The 21,561-nt window shown below is 66.1% G+C and carries 21 protein-coding genes and 1 riboswitch; of the genes, 12 read left to right on the plus strand and 9 right to left on the minus strand.

Annotated features, from left to right (window positions below):
* Positions 1–123: 123 nt before the first annotated feature.
* Positions 124–1,674, plus strand: coding sequence for a PLP-dependent aminotransferase family protein (locus tag ACF8ML_RS12790; RefSeq protein ID WP_392407155.1), 1,551 nt, complete (start codon positions 124–126; stop codon positions 1,672–1,674).
* A gap of 30 nt (positions 1,675–1,704) precedes the next feature.
* Here the strand turns inward: ACF8ML_RS12790 and ACF8ML_RS12795 are convergent, their stop codons facing one another.
* Positions 1,705–2,985, minus strand: coding sequence for a serine hydroxymethyltransferase (locus ACF8ML_RS12795; RefSeq protein ID WP_191625561.1), 1,281 nt, complete (start codon positions 2,983–2,985; stop codon positions 1,705–1,707).
* A gap of 495 nt (positions 2,986–3,480) precedes the next feature.
* Between ACF8ML_RS12795 and ACF8ML_RS12800 the strand changes: the two genes are divergently transcribed.
* From ACF8ML_RS12800 to ACF8ML_RS12815, 4 genes are all read left to right on the plus strand, one after another.
* A complete protein-coding gene (locus ACF8ML_RS12800; protein WP_012205541.1) occupies positions 3,481–4,443 on the plus strand; it encodes a diiron oxygenase in 963 nt (320 codons plus the stop codon).
* The gene (locus ACF8ML_RS12805) at positions 4,440–5,519 is read left to right on the plus strand and encodes a 2Fe-2S iron-sulfur cluster-binding protein (protein WP_392407156.1); all 1,080 of its coding nucleotides are present in this window, start codon (positions 4,440–4,442) and stop codon (positions 5,517–5,519) included. The genes ACF8ML_RS12800 and ACF8ML_RS12805 overlap by 4 nt, the downstream gene beginning before the upstream one ends.
* Before the next feature lie 51 nt (positions 5,520–5,570).
* Positions 5,571–6,275 (plus strand): glutamine amidotransferase, encoded by a 705-nt coding sequence (locus ACF8ML_RS12810; protein WP_034367554.1) that lies wholly within the window; start codon positions 5,571–5,573, stop codon positions 6,273–6,275.
* Between the two features lie 93 nt (positions 6,276–6,368).
* Entirely contained in the window at positions 6,369–6,737 is a 369-nt protein-coding gene (locus ACF8ML_RS12815) for an antibiotic biosynthesis monooxygenase (RefSeq protein ID WP_012205544.1), read from the plus strand.
* Between the two features lie 212 nt (positions 6,738–6,949).
* Here the strand turns inward: ACF8ML_RS12815 and ACF8ML_RS12820 are convergent, their stop codons facing one another.
* Together ACF8ML_RS12820 and ACF8ML_RS12825 are read right to left on the minus strand one after the other, a co-directional pair.
* Complete coding sequence (locus ACF8ML_RS12820; RefSeq protein ID WP_016446025.1) at positions 6,950–7,291, minus strand: H-NS family nucleoid-associated regulatory protein; 342 nt, start codon at positions 7,289–7,291, stop codon at positions 6,950–6,952.
* 241 nt (positions 7,292–7,532) lie between these two features.
* On the minus strand, positions 7,533–8,003 hold the full coding sequence (locus ACF8ML_RS12825; protein ID WP_392407157.1) for a hypothetical protein: 471 nt from the start codon (positions 8,001–8,003) through the stop codon (positions 7,533–7,535).
* 326 nt (positions 8,004–8,329) lie between these two features.
* Here ACF8ML_RS12825 and ACF8ML_RS12830 point away from each other — a divergent pair, with 326 nt between their 5' ends.
* Positions 8,330–8,650, plus strand: a complete 321-nt coding sequence (locus tag ACF8ML_RS12830) for a heavy metal-binding domain-containing protein (protein ID WP_012205554.1) — start codon at positions 8,330–8,332, stop codon at positions 8,648–8,650.
* Between the two features lie 40 nt (positions 8,651–8,690).
* On the opposite strand, the gene ACF8ML_RS12835 is transcribed toward ACF8ML_RS12830, so the two are convergent.
* Both ACF8ML_RS12835 and ACF8ML_RS12840 read right to left on the minus strand, forming a co-directional pair.
* Positions 8,691–9,641: an ABC transporter substrate-binding protein gene (locus tag ACF8ML_RS12835; RefSeq protein ID WP_392407159.1), complete on the minus strand. Its 951-nt coding sequence runs from the start codon at positions 9,639–9,641 to the stop codon at positions 8,691–8,693.
* A 5-nt stretch (positions 9,642–9,646) separates the two neighbouring features.
* On the minus strand, positions 9,647–11,560 hold the full coding sequence (locus tag ACF8ML_RS12840) for a TonB-dependent receptor domain-containing protein (protein WP_392407160.1): 1,914 nt from the start codon (positions 11,558–11,560) through the stop codon (positions 9,647–9,649).
* Positions 11,561–11,629: 69 nt separating this feature from the next.
* A riboswitch (cobalamin riboswitch) is annotated at positions 11,630–11,857 on the minus strand.
* A 95-nt stretch (positions 11,858–11,952) separates the two neighbouring features.
* On the opposite strand from ACF8ML_RS12840, the gene ACF8ML_RS12845 reads away from it, so the two are divergent.
* Positions 11,953–12,342, plus strand: a complete 390-nt coding sequence (locus ACF8ML_RS12845) for a hypothetical protein (protein WP_012205557.1) — start codon at positions 11,953–11,955, stop codon at positions 12,340–12,342.
* Positions 12,343–12,367: 25 nt separating this feature from the next.
* Positions 12,368–12,559 carry a helix-turn-helix transcriptional regulator gene (locus ACF8ML_RS12850; protein ID WP_013802457.1) on the plus strand — a complete coding sequence of 64 codons (192 nt, stop codon included), beginning with the start codon at positions 12,368–12,370 and terminating at the stop codon, positions 12,557–12,559.
* Between the two features lie 9 nt (positions 12,560–12,568).
* On the opposite strand, the gene ACF8ML_RS12855 is transcribed toward ACF8ML_RS12850, so the two are convergent.
* Positions 12,569–13,375 (minus strand): sulfite exporter TauE/SafE family protein, encoded by an 807-nt coding sequence (locus ACF8ML_RS12855; RefSeq protein WP_034367565.1) that lies wholly within the window; start codon positions 13,373–13,375, stop codon positions 12,569–12,571.
* Between the two features lie 127 nt (positions 13,376–13,502).
* Here ACF8ML_RS12855 and ACF8ML_RS12860 point away from each other — a divergent pair, with 127 nt between their 5' ends.
* Together ACF8ML_RS12860 and ACF8ML_RS12865 are read left to right on the plus strand one after the other, a co-directional pair.
* Positions 13,503–14,282, plus strand: coding sequence for an AraC family transcriptional regulator (locus tag ACF8ML_RS12860; protein WP_392407161.1), 780 nt, complete (start codon positions 13,503–13,505; stop codon positions 14,280–14,282).
* Between the two features lie 80 nt (positions 14,283–14,362).
* Positions 14,363–15,436, plus strand: a complete 1,074-nt coding sequence (locus ACF8ML_RS12865; RefSeq protein ID WP_392407162.1) for a hypothetical protein — start codon at positions 14,363–14,365, stop codon at positions 15,434–15,436.
* A 21-nt stretch (positions 15,437–15,457) separates the two neighbouring features.
* Here the strand turns inward: ACF8ML_RS12865 and ACF8ML_RS12870 are convergent, their stop codons facing one another.
* The gene (locus ACF8ML_RS12870; RefSeq protein ID WP_392407163.1) at positions 15,458–16,681 is read right to left on the minus strand and encodes an MFS transporter; all 1,224 of its coding nucleotides are present in this window, start codon (positions 16,679–16,681) and stop codon (positions 15,458–15,460) included.
* A 76-nt stretch (positions 16,682–16,757) separates the two neighbouring features.
* On the opposite strand from ACF8ML_RS12870, the gene ACF8ML_RS12875 reads away from it, so the two are divergent.
* Both ACF8ML_RS12875 and ACF8ML_RS12880 read left to right on the plus strand, forming a co-directional pair.
* Positions 16,758–17,207 carry a winged helix-turn-helix transcriptional regulator gene (locus ACF8ML_RS12875; RefSeq protein ID WP_392407164.1) on the plus strand — a complete coding sequence of 150 codons (450 nt, stop codon included), beginning with the start codon at positions 16,758–16,760 and terminating at the stop codon, positions 17,205–17,207.
* A 3-nt stretch (positions 17,208–17,210) separates the two neighbouring features.
* Positions 17,211–17,702 carry a rod shape-determining protein gene (locus ACF8ML_RS12880; protein WP_237426769.1) on the plus strand — a complete coding sequence of 164 codons (492 nt, stop codon included), beginning with the start codon at positions 17,211–17,213 and terminating at the stop codon, positions 17,700–17,702.
* Between the two features lie 81 nt (positions 17,703–17,783).
* Here ACF8ML_RS12880 and ACF8ML_RS12885 read toward each other — a convergent pair whose 3' ends face one another.
* Positions 17,784–19,778 (minus strand): TonB-dependent receptor domain-containing protein, encoded by a 1,995-nt coding sequence (locus ACF8ML_RS12885; protein ID WP_392407165.1) that lies wholly within the window; start codon positions 19,776–19,778, stop codon positions 17,784–17,786.
* Positions 19,779–20,089: 311 nt separating this feature from the next.
* Positions 20,090–21,550, minus strand: coding sequence for a D-serine/D-alanine/glycine transporter (cycA, locus tag ACF8ML_RS12890; protein ID WP_047218651.1), 1,461 nt, complete (start codon positions 21,548–21,550; stop codon positions 20,090–20,092).
* Between the last annotated feature and the right edge of the window lie 11 nt (positions 21,551–21,561).

Below are 21,561 nucleotides of genomic sequence, written 5' to 3' on the forward strand. Positions count from 1 at the left end.
TGGACTGAATGATCCATACACTTCGCTCTCTTGTTGCAGACCACTTTGCAATGGGTGCGCAGCATTTGCGTCAGTACAATGGCCTGCCAAAGAGGTGCAATGAGATGAAAGGCGGCAGACCGCATGAGCAAGACCTTCGAGCTTGAGACCCTGAAGATCCGCATGGGAGATGCCGACCTGCGCCAGCTGGACCTGCACCAGCGGGTGCAGCGCGCCATGCGTGCGCTGATCCTGGATGGGGCGCTGCTGCCGGGCCTGAAGCTGCCGGCCACGCGCTCGCTGGCCGACTCGCTGGGCATTGCCCGCGACACGGTGGAGAACGCCTACACCCAGCTGCACCGCGACGGCTTCATCGTGCGGCGCCAGGGATCGGGCAGCTATGTCTCCGAGACCATCGGCACCGAGCTGCGGGGCCGGGCGGCGCGGCGCGGCCGCTTGCCCGAGCACGAGCGCAGCGCCCATGCGGCCCATGCGGCCCATGCTGCCGGTGCTGCCGGTGCTGCCGGTGCCATAAGGGCCGGTGCCGGCCTGAGCCGGCGCGGCCAGGCCATCGTCGATGGCGGCGGCATCGCCGACCAGCAGACCATTCGGGCCTTTGCCACCGGCCTGCCCGAGACGCGCACTTTTCCCACCGATGTCTGGGAGCGGCTGCAGCGGCAGGCGCTCAAGGACTACCGTGCCAGCGTCCTGCTGCACGGCGACCCGCAGGGCGCCGAGCCGCTGCGCAAAGCCATTGCCACCTACCTCAACCTGGAGCGCGGCGCCAAGGTGGAGGCCGGGCAGATCTTGGTGCTCAGCAGCACGCGGCAGGCGCTGTTCCTGTGCGCGCAGCTGCTGGTGGATGCGGGCCGGCCCATCCTGCTGGAGAACCCGGGCTACTTCGGCGCCCGCAAGGCCTTTGAGTCGGCCGAGGCCAAGGTCCTGCCCATCGACGTGGACGCGCAAGGCATTCGCACCGACCTGCTGCACGCCGACCGCAGCGGCGCCACCTGCGTGTATGTCACGCCATCGCACCAGTACCCCACGGGCGTCACCATGCAGCTGGAGCGGCGGCTGGACCTGATCCGCTGGGCATTCGAGCGCGGGCGCTGGATCATCGAGGACGACTACGACAGCGAATTCCACTACGACGGCATGCCCACCGCCTGCGTGCAAGGCCTGGACAAGCACGCGCGCACCATCTACATCGGCACCTTCGGCAAGACCCTGTACCCGGGCCTGCGCATGGGCTACATGGCCTTGCCGCAGGAGCTGGTGCGCGCCTTTGTCCAGGCGCGCAGCATCATGGACGGGCACACGCCCCAGATCCAGCAGCTGACGCTGGCGCGCTTCATGGAAGACGGCCACTACAACTCCCACGTGCGGGCCATGCGCAAGCTGTACGCGGGGCGGCGCGAGGTCATCCTCGAATCCATAGGCAGGCACCTGGCCGGCATCGTCACCGCGCCACGGCCCCAGGGCGGCATGCAGGTGCCCTGCCTGCTGGAGCCCGGCTGGTCCGAGGAAGACACCATCCGCCGCGCCGCCGCGGCGGGCGTGCTGCTGCAGGGGCTCAGCCGCCTGTACGCGGGCGAGCAGCGGCAGCCGGGCTGGCTGCTGGGCTATGCCTCGCTCACGGCCTACGAGATCGAGGCCGCCGTGCTGCGCCTGGCCAACGCGCTGCGAAAACCCTGACAGGTTGGGAGAAGCCGGACGCTGCATGCCTCAGTAGGGCAGGGGAAAGCGCGCGGTCAGGTCGGACACGCCTTCGTGGATGGACTTGAGCGTGCGCGCGTTCATGGTGCCGCTGCGTATGCCGCCCAGCGTGGCAAGAATCATGTCGCCGATCTCGCGGAACTCGTCGGCGCCCATGCCGCGCGTGGTGCAGGCCGCGCTGCCCACGCGGATACCCGAGGTCACCAGCGGCCGCGCGCCATCGCCGGGCACGGCGTTCTTGTTGACCGTGATGCCGATCTGCTCCAGCGCCGTCTCGGCGGCCTTGCCCGTCAGCTCCCAGGGGCGCAGGTCGATCACGCCCAGATGGCAGTCCGTGCCTGCGGACACCACGGACAGCCCGCCCTGCGACAGCCGGTCGCACAGCACGCGGGCGTTGTCCACCACGGCCCGCGCATAGGTACGGAAGGCGGGCTTGAGCGCCTCGCCCAGCGCCACCGCCTTGGCCGCCACCACATGCATCAGCGGCCCGGACTGCAGGCCCGGAAACACGGCGGCGTCTATGCGCCTGGCGATCTCGGCGTCGGCCGAGAGGATCATGCCGCCGCGCGGCCCGCGCAGCGTCTTGTGCGTGGTGGTCGTGGTCACATGGGCGTGCTCCACGGGCGAGGGGAACACGCCCGCGGCCACCAGCCCCGCCACGTGCGCGATGTCGGCCATGAAGATGGCGCCCACCCGGTCGGCAATGCGCCGGAACTCGGCCCAGTCCATCTGCCGTGAATAGGCCGAGCCTCCGGCAATGATGAGTCTGGGCCGCTCCTTCAGCGCAATGCGCCGCACCTGGTCCATGTCGATGAGTTGGGAACGGGCGTCCACCTCGTAGCTGATGGACTGGAACCACTTGCCCGACACGCTCACGCTGGAGCCATGCGTCAGGTGCCCGCCCGAGCGCAGGTCCAGCCCCATGATCTTGTCGCCGGGCTCCAGGAACGCCAGGTACACGCCCTGGTTGGCCTGGCTGCCCGAGTGCGGCTGCACGTTGGCGTGCGCGCAGCCGAACAGCGCCTTGGCACGCGCAATGGCCAGGTTCTCCACGGCATCGGCATTGGCGCAGCCGCCGTAGTAGCGCACGCCGGGATAGCCCTCGGCGTATTTGTTGGTCAGCACCGAGCCCTGCGCCTCCATCACCGCGCGGCTCACGAAGTTTTCAGAGGCAATCAATTCAATCGAACGCGCCTGCCGTGTCCGCTCGGCCGCTATGGCGTCCCAGGCCTCGCTGTCCGCGTGTTGGAGTTCCAGGGAATTGATTCTGGGGAGCGATAAATCGTCCATGTCGCATTGGCTGTCTTGGAGGCGCTGAAGCACGGGAATCGGCAGCGCCCGGGTTATGGAAGGATTTGGAAACCAGGGCGCATCGGTAATGGGCAGTCTACAAAGTGCAGCGGCCTTGATTCCGACCATGTTTCAGCGGGTGAGCAGACCAATTAAGGTGGCATGCCAATGTAAGCCGTTGAAAAAAGCGGTCTGGTTCATTGGCGAAAATAGGTCTGTTTGAATCCGCGCTCTCTCCATAGAATTCGCCGCCAGACGTTGAAAGTCATGAGATCCAATATCGCCAGGAATCATCCGCAATCTGCAGTCGGGGAGATTGATTCAAGGTGGAATATGACAGAGTGAAGAAATCCATGACAACGTATCTGCCATCTGCAGCGTCAATTGCAGTGCCATTTGCGGTGCCATTGGTGATTGCGGCGGATGGAGAAAGCGGGGGGAGGGAATAGGCGATTTGACTCAGATCAATCAAGTTCAATCACACGGAGTTGAAAAATGAATCTCGATATCTCTCGGACAGATGACGCCGTGCGCGATGCGCTCAAAAAGCTGTCCCTGCTCTGGAAGTCAAGAGCGGCCGTGAATCAGGACCTGCCTGATTACTGCGGCTTGGCGTTCGACCCCGCCCGGCAGGACTTCACCGCCTCGCTGCTGCCGTTTCGCGATCACCAGGCATGGGTGGAGGCGCCACAGCACCTGCGCGACCAATGCCTGTCCTACGCCTGGGGCATCTACAACCTCAAGACCATCTACATCGAGTGCAACGTGGTCACGCCGGCCTGCGAGGACATCATCAAGACCCCGCCGCCCAGCGCCAACCGTGCGCTGCTGCAGGACGTCATGTCCCAGGCCCTGCTGGACGAGGCCCTGCACACCCGCATGTCCATCATGGCCTGCAACTACATCTACGAGATGCGCGGCCTGGCGCCGCTGGACTACGCGGACTTCAACCTCGTCGGCTGGCGCAACGGCGTGCTGGCGCAGTGCGGCGCGGAATGGGAGCGCCGCCTGGCGCGCTTCGCCATTGCCTGCGCCAGCGAGACCCTGATCACCGACTACCTCAAGACCATGGCCGAGGACCGCAGCATCCAGCCCATCTGCCACGAGGTCACGCGCACCCACGCCGTGGACGAATGGAGCCACTCCAGCGTTTTCAGCTCGGTGGCCACCGACATCGTCCAGGGCCTGAGCAACCGCGAGCGCAGCTACCTGCGCTCCATCATCCTCAAGACCGTGCAGATGTTCGCCAACAACGAACTGGGCGCCTGGTCCACCGTCTTCACCATGGTCGGCATGCCGCATGCGCGCGACATCCTGCACGATGTGGGCGACAGCAACGAGATCGGCGTCTACACCGACTCGGTGCAAAGCCTGATCGACCGCATCGGCCTGGCGGGCCGCAACCTGGGCGGCAGCGTGGCGCTGGTGTCGTCGGTCCTCGAGGAGATGCAGGCATGAGCGCCGCCCTCCAGGCAGGCAGCATGCTCGCGCGCTGCGCCGCTGCACGGGCAGAGGCGGGCGGCGTCATGGTCTACACCCTGCGCGTGCAGGGCGCCTCGGCGCAATTCCTCGGCGGCCTGCAGCCCGGCCGGCATGTGGCCATCGAGCATGCCGACGCCAGTGGCACCATGCAGCAGCGGCTGTACTCCATCACCCGCTACGAGCCCTGCAGCGAGCACGACGGTGCCGGCCAGTTCGACATTGCCGTCAAAAGCTCGGGCCGGGGCAGCGTCTCCGACCACATGCATGCGGTGCTGCGCGCAGGCTCCACGCTGCCGCTGGGCGGCGTGGCCGGCGACATCACGGCCGACCTGGTGCTGGGCCTGGACTCCCTGGTCATGCTGGCCGGCGGCATCGGCCTGACCCTGCCGCTGGCGCTGCTGCGCGAACTGGACCGGCTGCGCCAGCAGGGCCGGCGCGTGCCCCGCACCACGCTGCTGCTGTGCTTTGCGCGCATGGCCGACATTCCGTTCCTGCAGGAGCTGCAGCAGCTGTGCGAAACGGCCCCCTGGTTCGACCTGCGTATCCACATCACGCGTGAAGACATTGCCGCCCACGGGCCCTTCGTGCCGGGCCGCCCCTCGCAGCAGTCCCTGCTGGCGCTGGGCCAGCCCCAGGCCGTCGTCATCTGTGGCGGCCACGCCTTTGCGCAGACCTTTCGCGAGCATGCGCGGGCCTGCTTTCCCGGTGCCATACAGCATATCGAGGCCTTCACGCCGCCTGCCGCATCCACCGCCCAGCCAGGCGAGACCGCGCAGGCATGCCAGCTGCAGATCGCGCACAGCGGGCAGGTTGTCGAAGCCGCGTCCGGCAAAAGCCTGCTGGAGATCCTGGAAGGCGTGGGCATTGCCATCCGCAGCCAGTGCCGGGCCGGCATCTGCGGCAGCTGCCGCATCCGCATCACGGGAGGCAGTTCACGGCTGGAGGCGGACTTTTGCCTCAGCGACAGGGAAAAGGAAGCCGGCTATGCCTTGGCCTGCTGCACCTTCCCCTCGGCAGGCCATATCCACGTCGATCTCAAGCCCGGCGCCTGACGGGCTCCGCACGTTCCAAGCCACCCTCCTGTATCCACCTGAGTTCCTCCCATGAAAAAAGCCATCGCGCTGCGCCACATCCACTTCGAAGACCTGGGCACCCTGCATGCCGAGTTCGCTAGCCGCGGCTACGAAGTGCAGTACGTCGATCCCAGCATCGGCGAGCTTGACACCCTGGACCTGGGCCGTGCCGACCTTCTCGTCGTGCTGGGCGGCCCCATAGGTGCCTATGACGAGGCGCTTTATCCCTTCGTTGCCCAGGAGCTGGCGGCCGTGCGCCGCTGGCTGGACAGCGGCAAGCCGCTGCTGGGCATCTGCCTGGGCGCCCAGCTCATTGCGCGCGCGCTGGGCGCCAGGGTCTATCCGCTGGGCGTCAAGGAAATCGGCTTTTCGCCGCTCACGCTTACCGACGCCGGCCTTGCCTCGCCCCTCGCCAAACTGGACGGCGTGCCCGTGCTCCATTGGCATGGCGACCAGTTCGACATTCCCGAAGGCGCCGTGCACCTGGCCGGCACCGCCATCGGCGCCAACCAGGCCTTCGCAGTCGGCTCGCAGGTGCTGGGCCTGCAATTCCATCTGGAGGCCGACGCGGCCCGGCTGGAGCGCTGGCTGGTCGGCCATGCCTGTGAGCTCGGCATGGCCAAGGTGGACCCGCGCACGCTGCGTGCCGATGCCCAGAAATACGGCGGCCTGCTGGCGCTGGCCGCGCGCGATGTGCTGGCCGCCTGGCTGACCCACCTGGAGCGCAGCCGCTGAACCTGCGGCGCCGCCCATTCACCCATTTCCCCCACGCCGGAGCCGCGCTGCGCGGCGCCGGAATCTCTGTTCCCGAAAAAAGGAGAGTTGAAGATGGTTGTCGTACTGTTCGAACTGCAGGCCTTGCCCGGCCAGAACCAGACCTATGTGGACCTGGTCAACAAGCTCACCCCCATGCTCAAGCCCATGGAGGGGTTCATCTCCGTGGAATGCTTCCAGAGCACGCTCAACCCCGAGAAAGTCATGTCCGTCACCACCTGGCGCGACGAGGAAGCCGTTGTCCAGTGGCGCAACGTGGAAGCCCACCTCAGCGCCCAGCGCGCCGGCCGCGACAAGATCTTCAAGGACTACCGCGTGCGCGTCACCCAGGTGCTGCGCGACTATGGCCTGAATGACCGCGCGCAGGCGCCCGCGGACAGCATCATGGGCAAGGCAGGCAGCTGCCCCGTCAGCCACGCCTGAGCGCTGGAGGTGCCGCAAAGGCCCGGCTGGTCCCCCTGCCGGAGCGCGATGCACGCCATCGAAAGATGCCGGCAGTGACTACGCTGCCGACGCCAGGCCGGAAAAAAAGCCCGCTGAATGCTCAGAGGGCTTTTTTTCGGAAGGCACAGATCCTTCGCATCGGAACTACACCGCACCGCACGGCATCCTGCGTGCCGCCTTGTGCAGCGCTTTCAGTTGCGAGCTGCTGCTGCCGCCATTTCGGCGAGGAACGGGCCTTGGGCCGCCTCGGGTTTGCGTTCGATGAGGAAGTCGTCGCGATCCTGGTCCTTGATCCAGTTCGGAGGCTTGCCGCGACCTGTCCACGTTGCTCCTGTAGACGGATCGCGATACTTCGCCGGTGCGCTGGTTTTTGCTGGGATGTAGGGGAACACTTGCTGCTGGGTGAACCCGAAATCGGTCACCAGCTTCTGGACCTTGGACAGGGCAGCGTCGGCCGCCGAGGTGCGGGCCTTGGCAATTTCCATGTCCAGCGCGGCCTTGGCCGCAAGGAGTTCTTTGAGGGACTGTGTCATAGGGGTGCGAAATTTTTGAAGCCAGATTATGGGGCTGTTCGGGCAGCCGCGTGGTGTCCGGATCATGCAGGCCGATGAAAGGAAGGCCGCCCGCCTGAACCTGCTGCCGAGCCGGGTGACCGCAGGCCCGGGCAGGAAAGCCGGTCTTGCCCTCATCTGTGGTCGCGCGTACTACCCCGCACGGCCGCAGCGATCACGCCAGATGGAATATCCCGCGTTGTACCGGCCCGGCAAGGCAGCCCTAAGCTTCCAAGCTGCGAACGAATTCGCTCCCCACCTCGACTCCTAGAAGAGAGTCCACGGCCGCCACCCGCTTCAGCGCTTCGTCGGCGCTGAAGCCATTTCCCGCCAGCACGGCCAATGCGTCGTTGTGCAGGGCATAGGCCAGGTGCGCTGCGATCCGTACGCTTTGATCTGCGTCCACGTTGCTTCCCAGATACCCACTCAGGAGAAGACGGATCTCGCACACGGCTTTCGCCAGGACTTTCTCCTCAGTCAGCTGTTTCATCACGCCCCTTTGCCTTATCGCCCCCACAACTGCCTCCATCGCCTCAATCTGCGCATTGATAAAGGCAAGCAGCTCATTGGAATCGACAACCTCCATGGGATTGCTGGGGTAAGCGCCAATCAACAAGCTGGAGATGAGTCCCCATTGTTCTCGCACACGGTTCAGTTGGTTGAACTCATCTTCCGACATCTGAAAGTACAACATGGCGACTCCTTAGCGAAATGGCTTGGAGCCGGGCGCGGAGAAAGGGTAAGAAGCGATGTACAGATCAGAGAGCTGTGGCGCAGTGGAAATTGAGATGGGGAAGGGCTTTGAAACGCCCGCAAAGAAAATAGCCATAAGGCCTCCAAGCATTTTTCCAACACTGCTTTCGGGAGCGGCTTACCGGCTAGCAAGAAGTGTGTTCAGCACTTTGCGCGAGATGATACCCCAGGCCTATGGCAGACTGCCCTGGTTCAGTTCTTCCTTGAACCGATCGCCGGCCGGCTTGGCGCTCAAGGCTTATCTCCGTCACTCACCGAGGATTTCTCATGATCATCACCACCACCCCCCAGATCGAAGGCCGCCGCATCACCCGCTACTGCGGCGTGGTCGCCGGCGAGGCGATTTTGGGCGCCAATGTGTTCAAGGACTTGTTTGCCGGGCTGCGCGACATCGTGGGCGGGCGGTCAGCCACCTATGAGCGCGAGCTGCAGCGGGCGCGCGAGATTGCGCTCAAGGAGCTGGAGGAACGCGCCCAGGAACTGGGCGCGAATGCCGTGGTGGGGGTGGACCTGGATTACGAAGTGCTGGGCCAGGGCAACGGCATGTTGATGGTGTCTGCCAGCGGCACGGCCGTGGTGCTGGAGTAGGCAGGGCCTTCGGCCAAGCGGGCCAAGCAGGCCAGCGAAGTCAACGAGGCGCCGTGCCCCGCATCTCCAGGCAGCGGGCCAGCGCCCGCGCCGCCTCGCCCAGGCGCGGGCCGGGGCGGGAGACCACGTCCGTCTCGACCAGGTCCAGCGCGCAGATGCGGCCCGAGCGCACGGCGGGCATGCGGCTCCAGCCGGGGCGGGCGGCAAAGCTGGCCGATGGCGTCTGCGGCGTGTGGATGATGAGTTCGGGCTGCTGGCGCAGCACGTATTCGGGCGTGATTCGCGGAAAAGGGCCCAGGTTGGGCGGCAGCACATTGCGCGCGCCCAGGCGCTGCAGGAGCTGGCCTATGAAGGAGTCCGGCCCCGCCGCGTAAGGCGTGGCGTCCACCTCGAAATACACCTTCTGCCCGGCGGGCGCTTGCGCAGCCAGCGCCTTGGCCTGCTGGTCCACCTCGGCCTGCATGCGCGCCAGCAGGGCGTTGGCGCGCTGCACCTGCAGCAGCTGGTCGAGCTTGTGCAGTACCTGCTCCAGCTGCGCCATGTCGTTGGCGTCCAGCGCCAGCACGGGAATGCCGAAGCGCTCCAGCTGCGCGATGACGGGTGCGGAATACGCCATCAGCACCACGTCGGGCCTGAGCCGCACGGTGGCCTCGACCAGCGGGGCAAAAGTGTGGCCCAGCTTGGGCAGGGCGGCCACGCGGGCCGGGTGGTTGGAGAACTCGTCCACGCCCACGATGCGCTCACAGGCCTCCAGCGCGCACAGCGATTCGGTCAGCGAGGGCAGCAGCGAGACGATGCGCTGCGGCACCCGCTCCAGGCGCACCTGCCGCCCGCGCATGTCTGTGACGGCGTAGGCGGTGGTTGCCCCGCCCGTTCCCGCATCCGCCGCCTTTTGCGCAAAGGCGTTGCCCGTGCCGCCCGCGCAGGCCAGGACGGCGGTCAGCAGCAGGATGCGGGGCAGGCGCGAAAGCAGGCGCACAAGCAGGTGCATGGCGGTCAGGGCAGGGGAGTCCAGCGCACGCTGACGAACACGGTACGGCCTGCGTTCGCATAGCCGCGCGTGGGGGCGTAGTCGCGGTCGGCGATGTTGTTGACGCGGGCCAGCAGCGTCCATTGCCTTGTCAGCTGGCGCTGGGCGTAGAGGTTGACCACGCCGTAGCCGCCCAGCTTGAAGGTGTTGGCCTCGTCGGCATAGCGGCCGCTGTACAGCTGCGCTTCGCCGCCCAGCGTCCAGCCGGCCGCCTGGGTGTCGGCGTTGAGCTTGAGCATGCGCTTGGAGCGGTAGGGCAGCAGCTTGCCGGTCTCCAGGTTCTCGGGGTTCATGAAGTCCAGCGAGGCGCCCAGATTGGCGCTGCCCAGGCGCGTGCTGCCCGACAGCGTCAGGCCGGTGATTTCCACGCTCTGCCAGTTGCGGTAGCAGTTGCAGGGAACGGCGCTGTTCCAGTCGTAGGTGATCAGGTTCTTGAACCTGTTGCGGTAGACCACGGCCGAGAGGCGGTTGGCACCGGCCGCATAGTGCAGGCCCGTTTCCACGTTGGTGCTGCTTTCGGGCTTGAGGTCGGCCGCTGCCTGGCCCGTGAAGCGTTCGTACAGCGTGGGAGTTCTGAAGGCCGTGCCGGCCGATGCCACCCAGCGCCAGCGCTCGTCGATCTGCAGGCCGTAGCCCAGACCGCCCGTGGTCTTGTTCTGCTGGTCGCGCACCTGGTCGTGGCGCAGGTTGGCGTCGAACTGGTGGCGGCCCTCGGTCAGGCGCCAGCCGGCCGACAGGGAGTTCTGCACGCGCCGGCTGTCGGTGTTCTGCGTCCAGGCGTATTGGGTGTCCAGCTTGTCCTCGCGGCGCTCCAGGTCGATGTTGAAACGGTGCTGGCCCAGCGTGAACAGGTTCTGCAGCAGGTAGTTGGTGGAGCTGCCGTCGGCGCGTTCGGGCGACTGGGTGTGGCGGTCGCTTTGGCTGTCGGTATGGGAGATCTGGACCACGCTTTTGTACATAGCGTTCCAGCCGGCCTGCCAGCGCAGGCTGCCGGTGGTGTTCTTGACCACGTCGTAGTCGTCGAACGGCGGCGGGCTCTGGTCGTAGTGGGTGCGCAGGCGGCTGTGCAGCAGGCTGGCGTCGATCTGGTGGATGCCCGTTTTGTAGCCCGCGTTCAGGCCCAGCGAGGTGTTGCTGTAGCCATCCTTGTCCGGGTTGGGCGAGAAGGTGTTGCCGGGGTAGACGTCGAAGCCGTCGCTGCGCTCGTCCGCCAGGTTCAGGCCATAGGTGAAGCCGTTGGCTCCGCCCTGAAATCCCGTGGCGAGTTTGCTGGTGCCCTGGTTGCCTATGCCGGCCTCGGCATAGGCGCGGGTCTGGCCGTCCGCCCGCTTGGTGAAGATCTGGATCACGCCGCCCATGGCGTCTGAGCCATAGATGGCGGCGGCCGGGCCGCGCAGGACTTCGATGCGCTCGATCTGCGCCAGCGGCAGGGTGGACCAGACCGCGCCGCCCTGCAGCTCCTGCGAGCTGTAGCGCACGCCGTCGATGAACACGGCAGTGTGCTGGTTGCTGGTGCCACGCAGGTAGACCGAAGTGACCTGGCCCGGCCCGCCGTTGCGGTTGATCTGCACGCCCGGCACCTGCACCAGCAGGTCGGCCACGCCCGTGGCGCCGCTGTGGGCAATGGTCTCGGCGTCGATCACGGTCATGTCGGCCGTGACGGTGCGCAGGGGCTGCTCGCTGCGCGAGGCGGTGACGACCACCGTATCGAGCTGGGAGGTCTGTGCCCGCTGCGCCTGTTGCGCCTGTTGTGCCTGTGCTTGGGCCTGGCAGGCCAGCAGCGAGGCCGCAGCCAGGGCAGACAACGTGCGCAGTACGGGGAACGCCGAGGGCGAGCGAAGAGCGGCGCCAGGGGCGCGCGCGAGGGCGAGGGTGTGCATGGATGCGAGCCAGTTGCGCGCCAGCGACCCCGCCGGCACGGAAACCACAAAGACCGGCTGCGCTGCATGCGCGGCCGGCCGCCTGTTGGCCGGTATCCAGACTGGTGACGCACTCGCCAAGGCCTTCCCGGGCTGTACGCCCAGTGGCACGGGTTTGGCGGGGGCCGGTGCCATGCACGCGGCGTTTCACTCACTGTTGCGGGGGCAGTACATGCGGGCGGCTTTATCTGGCCGCCCCATGTTTCCCGTTTAACCGCAGCCCCTGGGGCTGCTGGCACCAACGGCGGCGATTGTACGGCGGGGCGTTCAGTGCCGATGTAAAGCTTGCTTGACATGCCCGCGGGTGGCATCGCACAATGTCAAGCATCCTTTACACATTGCGAGAGACTTCCATGAATCAAACAACGGTCACCAACCGCCGCTACCAGAAGGAGCTGGGATTTGCGCTGCTGCTCTACATGGCGCTGTTGGTGGGAGCGCTTTTGCTCAGCGCCGACATGCAGGCCGGGGCCCTGCGCACGGCCCTGCTGCTCAGCCCCATGCTGGCGTTTGCGCTGGCCGTGCGGGCCATCGTGCGCCTGGTGCGGGATACCGACGAGTTCCTGCGCAAGTCCATGCTGGAGCAACTGGCGATTGCGGCGGCGGGCACGGCCGGCATCACCTTCACCTACGGATTCCTGGAAATGGCAGGTTTTCCCAAGCTCAGCATGTTCATGGTGTGGCCCTTGATGGGTGCGCTCTGGGTGGCTGCCTCGGTGGCCCACTGGCTGCGCAGCCGATGAGCCGCGCTGCAGAGGCGGCCCGGCGATGAAAAACACCATCCGTGAACTGCGCGCCGAGCGCGGCTGGAGCCAGGCTGCGCTGGCGGACCTGCTGGGCGTGTCGCGCCAGACCGTCAATGCCATAGAGACGGGCCGCTACGACCCCAGCCTGCCGCTGGCATTCGCCATTGCCCGGGTGTTCGAGACCCGGATCGAGGCGATCTTCCAGGAGGGTTGAGCGCAGCGCTCAGGCCACGATCATGACCAGCAGCACCAGGCCCAGCAGGGCCAGGTAGGCCTTGGCATGCAGGGCATCGGGAATGCGGCCGATCAGCGGCGCCGCCAGCCTGATGCCGGTCCACGATCCGGCCGTCAGCAGCGCAAAGGCCTGCAGGTCCACATAACCCACATGCCAGGGGCCCAGCCCCGCGCCCCGCGATGCCAGCATGTAGGCAGCGGTGCCCGCCACGGCCATGGGCAGGGACAGCGGGCTGGCCATGGCCGTGGCGGCCGCCATGCTGGCGCCGCGCCGGCGCATCAGCGGCACGGTCATCACGCTGCCGCCCACACCCAGGAAGGCCGCGATCGCACCAATGGCCAGGCCCGCCGTGGCCGCTGCCCGCCGGCCCATGGGCTGCATGCCGGCGGTGGTGCCGTGCACGAAGCCTGGGCGCAGCAGCGCGTCGGCGATGGTCAGGGCCAGGTAGGCGATGAAGGCCCAGCGCACCCATTCCCCGCTGATCCAGGTGGCGGCCGCCGCGCCCGCCACGGCGCCGGCCGCGATGAAGCCAGCCAGTGGCCGTACCTGATCCCAGGGCAGGGCGCCCGCGCGGTGCTGGCGCAGCGTGGCCATGGAGGCGCCAAAAATCATCACGCAGGTGGAGGTGGCCACGGCAATGTGCATGGCAGCCTGGCCAACGGCGGAGTCCGCGCCGTGGATGGAGGTCAGCAGCGCATAAAGCAGCGGAACGGCCACGAAGCCGCCGCCAAAGCCGAAGAGCACGGTGGTCACGCCGGCAAGCACACCGAAAGCCAGCAGCAGGAGAGGGAACACAGACAGTCCTTTGGAAAAACGAGCAAGGACTGAACCTTAGGATGCCGCGGTTTGGCCTGCTTTCGCGGATAGGTCAATAATCCTCGAATTCCTGCCAAAGCCTGTTGGCTGTTTTCCGGACATCCCCATGCTCAACATCCCGCTGCATTCCGTGGACGCCGTGGCGCGCGATGTGCTGGCCATCGGCACCGATTACACGCCTGGCACGCTGCTGCCCACGCACAGCCACCGGCGTGCGCAGTTTCTCTACGGGATGAGCGGGCTGATGGAGGTGGAAACCGACGACGGTGCCTGGACCATCCCGCCCTACAGCGGCGTGTGGATTCCGGCCAGCAAGCCGCACAGCGTGCGCATGCAGGGCGTGAGCACGCGCAGCCTGTACATCGAACCGGCTGCTGCGCCCCGCCCGGGTGTGCATTGCGAGGCCCTGGTCGTCACCCCGCTGCTGCACCAGTTGCTGCTGTCCTGCGCCGACCTGCCGGCGCTGTACGACGAAGCGGGCCGCGACGGCGCCCTGGTCACGCTGGTGCTGCACGAGCTGGCCTCGGCCCGCAGCCTGCCGCTGTTCGCGCCCATTCCCCGCGACGAAAAGCTGGCCGCCCTGTGCAAGCAGTTCCTGGCCCAGCCCAGCATCCGCGCCACGCCCCAGGTTTGGGCACAGGCGCTGAACAAGAGCCTGCGCACCTTCAGCCGGTTTTTCCAGCAGCACACGGGCATGGCCTTTGGCGCGTGGCGCCAGCAGGCCTGCCTGCTGGCGGCCGTGTCACGGCTTTCCGCAGGCGCATCGGTCACGCAGGTGGCGCTGGACTTGGGCTATGACAGCCCCAGCGCGTTTTCCACCATGTTCCGCAAGGCCTTGGGGCGGGTGCCTTCGGAGTTGGGAAGCAAAGGCATGGCATTGCCATAGAAACGCGACGTGGCGTTCAGCGGAGACAGGAGTTCCGGGTTTGGCGGCAGAATGCAGGCCTATTTGCCTGGACGCTCCCAATGCTTGAATTCATTCGATCCGTTTTTTCGGGGTTCTCTGGTTCTACCTTCGATCCGCAGTCTGGCACTCATCGAGAACATGTGCCGCCACCGGCAGAAGTCCTCGTGCAAGGGAAAGATGCCTTTGTCTTTTCAGCACATTGGACGATTGAAAACGAATTTCCCATTCTGGATTGGGAGGCTGCCCAGGAATGGCTTGACGCCATTGCCGACGAGGCCCAGCGAAGCGCTGCCTGCACCCGGCTGCGCAAAGGCTGGCTGGAGCATATGCGCCAGGCCCTGGGGCCGCACTACGCACTGCATGAAACCGACCACGCGATGCTGGTCAGCAGCCAGGAAGACCATGTGGCCAAGGCCACCCTGGGATTTGTGCGCAGAGCGCAGCAGCGTATCGAAAGCGTGCTCGACGGGATCGCCCTGTTTCCGGAAGGCTTCAGCGAGGCGCTCATCGTTTTTGATGACAAGCCCGAGTACTACGGCTATCTGTCGCACTGCTACGACGGGGAAGAGATAAGAAATACCGACAGCGTCCTCGTCACGGCAGGCGAAGGTCATCTGGTGATGCTGAAAGCAGACCTGGGTACGTTGGAGCCCTTGATTGCGCGCCATCTCACGCATGCTTGCCTGCTGCGTCTGCCTCTTCCTGTATGGCTTAATGCCGGGATTGCGTCCCATATGGAGCAAAGCCTCTATGGCCACATGAAATCGCTGACCTCACCCATGCAGATGCATGCTCGGCATCAGGCATTCTGGAATGCGCAGGCGATACAGAGCTTTTGGAATGGTGAATCCTTCAGGCAGTCCGCAGATGCCAATGAGTTGTCCTACGATCTGGCGCGCATTCTGGTGTCGCAGCTGAGCAGGGATTGGCCGGCATTTCGGGATTTTGTGCTGCAGGCGGATTGGAATGATGGCGGCGCTGCTGCCGCAATCACCCATTTGCAGCGCAATCTGGGCGGCATCGTGGCGGCCATTCTGGAGCGCACTTCGTCCTGCGGTCTGGAGCCTGATCCGTCGCAGTGGGAGTCCGAACTGGAGGACGAGGCCGCCGTGGCTACGGTAGCTGCGTCCTGACTCGCTCCATGCATCTGTGGCTCAGTGTGTTGCCTGGGCAGGTTTGCACGCAGTCGATGCCGTCTCCCGCGTCATGGTCCAGAACACCAGGGCCGCCAGGCTGAACGCCGCCCCCGCCACGCAGACGCCGTGCCAGCCAAACCGCGCGTAGGCGTTGGTGGAAATCAGCGCGCCCAGCCCGCTGCCCACGGCATAGAACAGCATGTACAGGCCCACCAGCCGGCTGTGCGCCTGCGGGTTGCTGCGAAAGATCAGGCTCTGGTTGGTCACATGCAGGGCCTGGCCGCCCAGGTCCAGCAGCACGATACCGGCGACCAACGCGCACAGCGACTGCTCCAGCAGCGCAATCGGCACCCAGGCCAGCAGCAGGATCACCAGCGCGCCCAGGCTGGTGCGCTGCGCGAAACCCTGGTCTGCCCAGTGCCCGGCACGGGCTGCTGCCAGTGCGCCCACCACGCCGGCCAGGCCAAAGGCGCCGATGGCCGTGAGCGACAGGCTGTAGGGCGGCGCGCTCAGCGGCAGGACCAGGGCGCTCCAGAAGATGTTGAAGGTGGCAAACATCAGCAGGGCCAGCATGCCCCGCGTGCGCAGCATGCGGTCCTGGCGCAGCAGCTGGAGCATGGATGACAGCAATTGCGTGTACCCGGGCACGGGGGAGGGCACCGCCAGCCGGGGCAGTTGCCGCCACAGGGGCCAGGCCAGGGCCAGCATCAGCAGGGCCGAGCAGGCATAGACGCCACGCCAGCCAGCCAGGTCACCCACGGCTCCGGCAAACACGCGCGCCAAAAGCAGGCCGATGAAAACCCCGCCCTGGGCCGCGCCCACCACGCGCCCGCGCTCATGCGCCTGGCTGGCGCTGGCCGCATAGGCGATCAGCCCCTGCGTCATGGCCGTGCCCAGCAGGCCCACGGCCAGCATGCCCGCCAGCAGCAGAACGGCCGAACGCGCGGTGCTGACTGCCGCCAGGGCCAGCACCAGGCCCAGCAACTGCAAAAGCATGAGCCGCCGCCGCTCCAGCCGGTCGCCCAGCGGCACCAGCAGCAGCAGTGCCAGTGCGCAGCCGGCCTGCGTGGCGGTGACCACGCCGCCCACGGCCGCATGGCTGATGCCGAAGTCGGCCGCCAGCGCCTCCAGCAGCGGCTGGGCGTAGTAGACATTGGCCACGCTCAGGCCGCTGGCAGCGGCGAACAGCAGCACCAGGCTGCGCGGCATGCGGACCGTGTCCGGGGCAGGGAAGGCGTTCATGGGTTGAATCCAGTTGCAAAACAAAACTGGTTGGATGCTAGTTGAACCAGTTTTGAAATGCAACCAAAATAGCGCCATGAAAGAAGACATCCGTCCTGACACACCACAGCCCTGTCCGGTGGCCCGCTCCCTGGATGTGATCGGCGACCGCTGGTCGCTGCTCATCGTGCGCGATGCCTTCGATGGCATCAGCCGCTTTGGCGATTTCCAGCGCAGCCTGGGCGCGGCCCGCAATATCCTGGCCGACCGGCTGCGCCGGCTGGTGGAGGCCGGCATCCTCGAAACCCGCCCGGCCGCAGAAGGCTCGGCCTACATGGAATATGTGCTGACGGCACGGGGGCTGGACCTGTTCCCCGTCATCGTGGCCTTGCGGCAATGGGGCGAAGGCCATTTGTTTGCGCCCGGCGAGGCACATTCGCTGCTGCTGGACCGCCAGAGCGGCCTGCCTGTCGAGCCCATGCTGCCGCGCGACGGGGATGGCCGGGCCTTGCTGCCGGGCCAGACCGTGGTTCAGAAAATCGATTGATGGATGTCCATGCTCTCTGCCTTCCTGCCACTCATCTACGTACAGATTTCTCCCGAGCGCCTGACGCTGACAAATCCGAAAACGGGCCAGACCCTGTCGGAGGTTCCCGAGCTGGCCCTGAGTCCGCCGCCCCGGCGCCGGATTCTGGCGGCCGGCCCGCAGGCCAGGCTCGCGGCTGCATCGGAGCCTGCGGAAGTCGTCAATCCGTTCGCGCATCCGCGCTCGCTGATATCGGACTTCGTGCTGGCCGAGCACCTGCTCAAGTACCAGCTCAGGCGCATGCAAGCCGGGGGCTGGCTGGCGGCCTCCCCGCACATCGTCATCCATCCGCTGGGTGACCCCGAGGGCGGATTCACCCAGGTGGAACTGAGGGCCTTGCGCGAGCTGGGCAGCGCGGCCGGGGCCTCGAAGGTGAATGTCTGGACAGGCCGGCCCTTGACAGACGAGGAATTGCTGACGCGCAAGCCCCCTGCGCAGGGCGGTGTCTGGGAGTGAGGCTTTGCTCTTCGCCATGAAAAAAGCGCCCGTCACAACGGGCGCTTTGTCTGGGTCAGCGCAAGGGCTGGTGACAGGCCATCAGAACCTGGCCGTCATCCCCACGAAGTAGGTACGGCCGCCGTTGTCGTAGTTGGCGCCGATGGTGCGGGTTTCCTTGTCGGTCAGGTTGATGATGCCGGCGCGCAGGGTCATCGAGTCGGTGACGTTGTAGTTCATGGACACGTCGAACGTCGTGTAGGCCTTGGCGAAGGTGGTGGCCGTGCCCGTGGTCACGACTTCCTTGCCCACGTGGCGGGCGCTGAACATGGCGGACCAGCCCTGGCGGATCTGCCACTGCAGCGACGAGTAGATGGACAGCTCGGGCACGGCCAGCAGCGAGGCGCCGGTGCTCAGGTTCTTGGACTCGAACATCTTGGTGATGTTGGTGTTCCAGGTCAGGCCCTTGGCCAGGGGAACGTTCACAAAGCCTTCCAGGCCGCGCGTGCGGGCACGCTGGGCGTTGGCCATGCGGGTCCACCAGAAGCCGTTGTACAAGCCCAGCGGCTGGTAGTCGATCTTGTTCTTGAAGTTGGTGTGGAAGTAGGTGGCACCCAGCGCCCAGCCATTGCGGTCCCAGCTGGTGCCCAGCTCGAAGTTGGTGCTGGTCTCGGGCTGCAGGTCGGGGTTGCCGGCCATGTAGCAGCCGCGCGTGCCGTCGGCGTTGACGCTGGTGTTGGTCCAGCCCATGCCGGCCAGGCTGCGGCAGCCGTTGCCCCCGGATTGCGTGGCGGCGCTGGCCGAGTTTTCCTTCAGGTTGGGCGCACGGAAGCCGCGCGAGACGCCGCCGCGCACTGTCCACTCCGAGGCCGGGTGGTAGACCAGGTAGGCGCGCGGGCTCCAGTTGTTGCCGTATTTCTGGTGGTGGTCCATGCGCAGGCCCAGCGTCAGCGCCAGGTTGTCGCGCAGGAAGATCTGGTCCTCGCCGAACAGCGCCCAGGTGGTGGCGCTCAGGCCCGAGCCCGAGACCGGGCGTCCCGCGTAGTCGATGGGCGCCAGGCCGATGGTGTCGCGGTTGTCCAGCGACTCGCGGCGCCACTGCATGCCCAGCGTCATGGCCTGGTCCAGGCCCCACAGCTTCAGGGGCTTGTCGATGCGGCCGTCCAGCGTGGTTTCCTTGGAGTTGTTGCCGATGGTGTCGCCCTTGTCCTCGTACTTGTTGTGCACGAGGTTGAGCTTGGAGGTCATGTCGCCCCAGCGGCCATCGTGGCTGAGGCCGAACTTGGTCTGCTCCAGCTTGCTCAGGCCCCACTGCGATACCACGGGGCGTCCATTCACCAACCGATCGGAGCCCGTGGCGCGCTGGATGCCTTGCGCGGCCTCGATGCCGATCACCTGGTCGGGCGTGAGCTGCCAGTTGAGCAGGGCGTTGAGGTTTTGCTTGCGCGAGCCGGCCGTGGACTGGTAGGTGCCCGGGAAGCCGCCCGTGCCCTCGTCGGCAGCGCGGTCCGTGTAGTTGCCGCCCAGGCGCAGGCCGAACTTGTCGGACAGCGGGCCGCTGATGTTGAAGCCCAGCTGGCGCGTGTCGCCGCGGTCGCCGTCGGAGGGCTTGCTGTAGTTCAGCGTGGTCGAGCCGCTCCAGCGCTTGCCGATCTTGCGCGTGATGATGTTGATCACGCCGCCCATGGCGTCCGAGCCGTACAGCGAGGACATGGGGCCGCGCACCACCTCGATGCGCTCGATCATCTCGGGCGAGATCCAGTCCAGGTCCTGCGAGCCCAGGTCGTCACGGTAGTTGATGCCGGCCGAGTTGCCCTGGCGCTTGCCGTCCACCAGGATCAGCGTGTACTTCTCGGGCAGGCCGCGCAGCTTGATCTTGGACTGGGCGCCCGTGCCCGACAGACCGCCTGTCACGCCGGGAATGGTGGACAGCAGCTCGCCGATGCTGGTGACGGGCTTGCGCTCGATGTCTTCCCGCGTGATCACGCTGATGCTGGCCGGCGCCTCCTTGATGTCCACGGCCGTGCCCGAGGCGGTCACCACCACCGTGGACAAGGACGTGTCGGCCTTGCTGTCGGCTGACTGGGCATGGGCCATGGCTGTGCATGCCAGGGCAGCGCAAAGTGGAAGAGGGCGGAGCACCGAGATTCTGACCATCTTTGTAAAGTTCCGTATGGGTTAAAAATCAAGGTGCGAATGATAACGATTTGTATCTACATCTTTCCCTTCACGTAAAGACAGTTGTTTTTTGTTCACGCGTTATCTAATCGCTGGACACGCCTGAGGCGTTGTGCACAAGTCTGGTGCACAAAAATGAAGGGGGTCGGCAGGGCGCTGAGAGGGAGCACGGGGTGCAGCGCCTCCGTGCAAAGGCCGCCCCGGAGCGCAGGGGGCGGCCAGAAACCAGTTCAGCGCGGCTTGGCCACGGCGCCCGGCAGGGCGCTGGAAGGCTCAGCGCAGCTGCCCGAGGGTTGGCTCGATGCCCGGCGGCGCACGAACTGGTAGGCAATGGCCAGCAGGGCAAACCAGGCCGGCGTCACCACCAGCGCCTGGCGCGTGTCGGCCTGCAGGGTGAGCAGGCCCAGGATGGCCGCAAAGAACGCCAGGCAGGCCCAGCACATGGCCACGCCGCCCGGCATCTTGTAGCGCGAAGCCTCATGCAGGGCCGCGCGCTGGCGCCGGTAGGCGATATAGGACAGCAGGATCAGCGACCACACGAACATGAACAGGATGGCCGATACCGTGGTCACCAGCGTGAAGGCCTCCACCAGATCGGGCACCACCCACATCAGGAAGGCGCCGGCCAGCAGGCAGGTGCAGGAAAACAGCAGCCCGCGCGAGGGCACGCTGCTGCGCGACAGCCGGTGGAAGGACTTGGGCGCATCGCCCTTGAGCGCCAGGCCGTAGAGCATGCGGCTGGTGGAGAACACGCCGCTGTTGGCCGACGAGGCGGCCGAGGTCAGCACCACGAAATTGATCACGCCCGCAGCGGCCGGCAGGCCTGCGAGCACGAACAGCTCCACGAACGGGCTCTTGCCCGGCACCACGTCGCGCCAGGGGGTGACGGCCATGATGGCGATCAGGGCCAGCACGTAGAACACGATGATGCGCACGGGAATCGAATTGATGGCGCGCGGCAGCGTGCGCTCGGGGTCCTTGGCCTCGGCCGCCGTGGTGCCCACCAGCTCGATGCCCACGAAGGCGAACACCGCGATCTGGAAGCCCGCGAAAAAGCCCATCATCCCGTTGGGGAACATGCCGCCGTCGTTCCAGAGGTTGGACAGGCTGGCCGCACGCCCCGCAGGCGAGACGAAGGCGGCACCCACCATGTACAGCCCCGTTGCCACCAGGGCCACGATGGCCACGATCTTGATCATGGCGAACCAGAACTCGATCTCGCCGAACAGCTTCACCGTCAGCAGGTTCAGGCCCAGCAGCAGGCCCACGCAGGCAATGGCCGGGGCCCACTGGGGCAGGCCGGGGAACCAGAACTGCGAGTAGGCCGAGATGGCGATCACGTCGGCAATGCCCGTGACGATCCAGCAGAACCAGTACGTCCAGCCCGTGAAGAAGCCCGCCCAGGGCCCCAGCAGATCGGCCGAGAAATCGATGAAGGATCGGTACTGCAGGTTGGACAGCAGCAGCTCGCCCATGGCCCGCATCACGAAGAACAGCATCACGCCGATGATGGCGTAGACGAAGACGATGGACGGACCCGCCAGGCTGATGGTCTTGCCCGAGCCCATGAACAGGCCCGTGCCGATGGCACCGCCGATGGCGATGAGCTGTATGTGGCGGTTGGTGAGATTGCGCTGCAGGTCGTCTTGACCGTGCAGGCCCTGGCCGGCAGGCGGGGCCTTGTGTGTCATCAGAGAACTCC

Source organism: Delftia sp. WSY_10 (assembly GCF_043104705.1).
Lineage (GTDB): Bacteria > Pseudomonadota > Gammaproteobacteria > Burkholderiales > Burkholderiaceae_C > Comamonas > Comamonas tsuruhatensis.

What these genes read in the sequence shown, in the direction of transcription:
- ACF8ML_RS12800 (WP_012205541.1), top strand. Translation starts at nt 3,481, where the DNA reads ATGAATCTCGATATCTCTCGGACAGATGACGCCGTGCGCGATGCGCTC.
- ACF8ML_RS12885 (WP_392407165.1), bottom strand. Translation starts at nt 19,778, where the DNA reads ATGGCCCATGCCCAGTCAGCCGACAGCAAGGCCGACACGTCCTTGTCC.
- ACF8ML_RS12845 (WP_012205557.1), top strand. Translation starts at nt 11,953, where the DNA reads ATGAATCAAACAACGGTCACCAACCGCCGCTACCAGAAGGAGCTGGGA.
- ACF8ML_RS12870 (WP_392407163.1), bottom strand. Translation starts at nt 16,681, where the DNA reads ATGAACGCCTTCCCTGCCCCGGACACGGTCCGCATGCCGCGCAGCCTG.
- cycA (WP_047218651.1), bottom strand. Translation starts at nt 21,550, where the DNA reads ATGACACACAAGGCCCCGCCTGCCGGCCAGGGCCTGCACGGTCAAGAC.
- ACF8ML_RS12880 (WP_237426769.1), top strand. Translation starts at nt 17,211, where the DNA reads ATGTCCATGCTCTCTGCCTTCCTGCCACTCATCTACGTACAGATTTCT.
- ACF8ML_RS12795 (WP_191625561.1), bottom strand. Translation starts at nt 2,985, where the DNA reads ATGGACGATTTATCGCTCCCCAGAATCAATTCCCTGGAACTCCAACAC.
- ACF8ML_RS12815 (WP_012205544.1), top strand. Translation starts at nt 6,369, where the DNA reads ATGGTTGTCGTACTGTTCGAACTGCAGGCCTTGCCCGGCCAGAACCAG.
- ACF8ML_RS12790 (WP_392407155.1), top strand. Translation starts at nt 124, where the DNA reads ATGAGCAAGACCTTCGAGCTTGAGACCCTGAAGATCCGCATGGGAGAT.
- ACF8ML_RS12825 (WP_392407157.1), bottom strand. Translation starts at nt 8,003, where the DNA reads ATGTTGTACTTTCAGATGTCGGAAGATGAGTTCAACCAACTGAACCGT.
- ACF8ML_RS12875 (WP_392407164.1), top strand. Translation starts at nt 16,758, where the DNA reads ATGAAAGAAGACATCCGTCCTGACACACCACAGCCCTGTCCGGTGGCC.
- ACF8ML_RS12835 (WP_392407159.1), bottom strand. Translation starts at nt 9,641, where the DNA reads ATGCACCTGCTTGTGCGCCTGCTTTCGCGCCTGCCCCGCATCCTGCTG.
- ACF8ML_RS12805 (WP_392407156.1), top strand. Translation starts at nt 4,440, where the DNA reads ATGAGCGCCGCCCTCCAGGCAGGCAGCATGCTCGCGCGCTGCGCCGCT.
- ACF8ML_RS12850 (WP_013802457.1), top strand. Translation starts at nt 12,368, where the DNA reads ATGAAAAACACCATCCGTGAACTGCGCGCCGAGCGCGGCTGGAGCCAG.
- ACF8ML_RS12865 (WP_392407162.1), top strand. Translation starts at nt 14,363, where the DNA reads ATGCTTGAATTCATTCGATCCGTTTTTTCGGGGTTCTCTGGTTCTACC.
- ACF8ML_RS12810 (WP_034367554.1), top strand. Translation starts at nt 5,571, where the DNA reads ATGAAAAAAGCCATCGCGCTGCGCCACATCCACTTCGAAGACCTGGGC.
- ACF8ML_RS12830 (WP_012205554.1), top strand. Translation starts at nt 8,330, where the DNA reads ATGATCATCACCACCACCCCCCAGATCGAAGGCCGCCGCATCACCCGC.
- ACF8ML_RS12860 (WP_392407161.1), top strand. Translation starts at nt 13,503, where the DNA reads ATGCTCAACATCCCGCTGCATTCCGTGGACGCCGTGGCGCGCGATGTG.
- ACF8ML_RS12840 (WP_392407160.1), bottom strand. Translation starts at nt 11,560, where the DNA reads ATGCACACCCTCGCCCTCGCGCGCGCCCCTGGCGCCGCTCTTCGCTCG.
- ACF8ML_RS12820 (WP_016446025.1), bottom strand. Translation starts at nt 7,291, where the DNA reads ATGACACAGTCCCTCAAAGAACTCCTTGCGGCCAAGGCCGCGCTGGAC.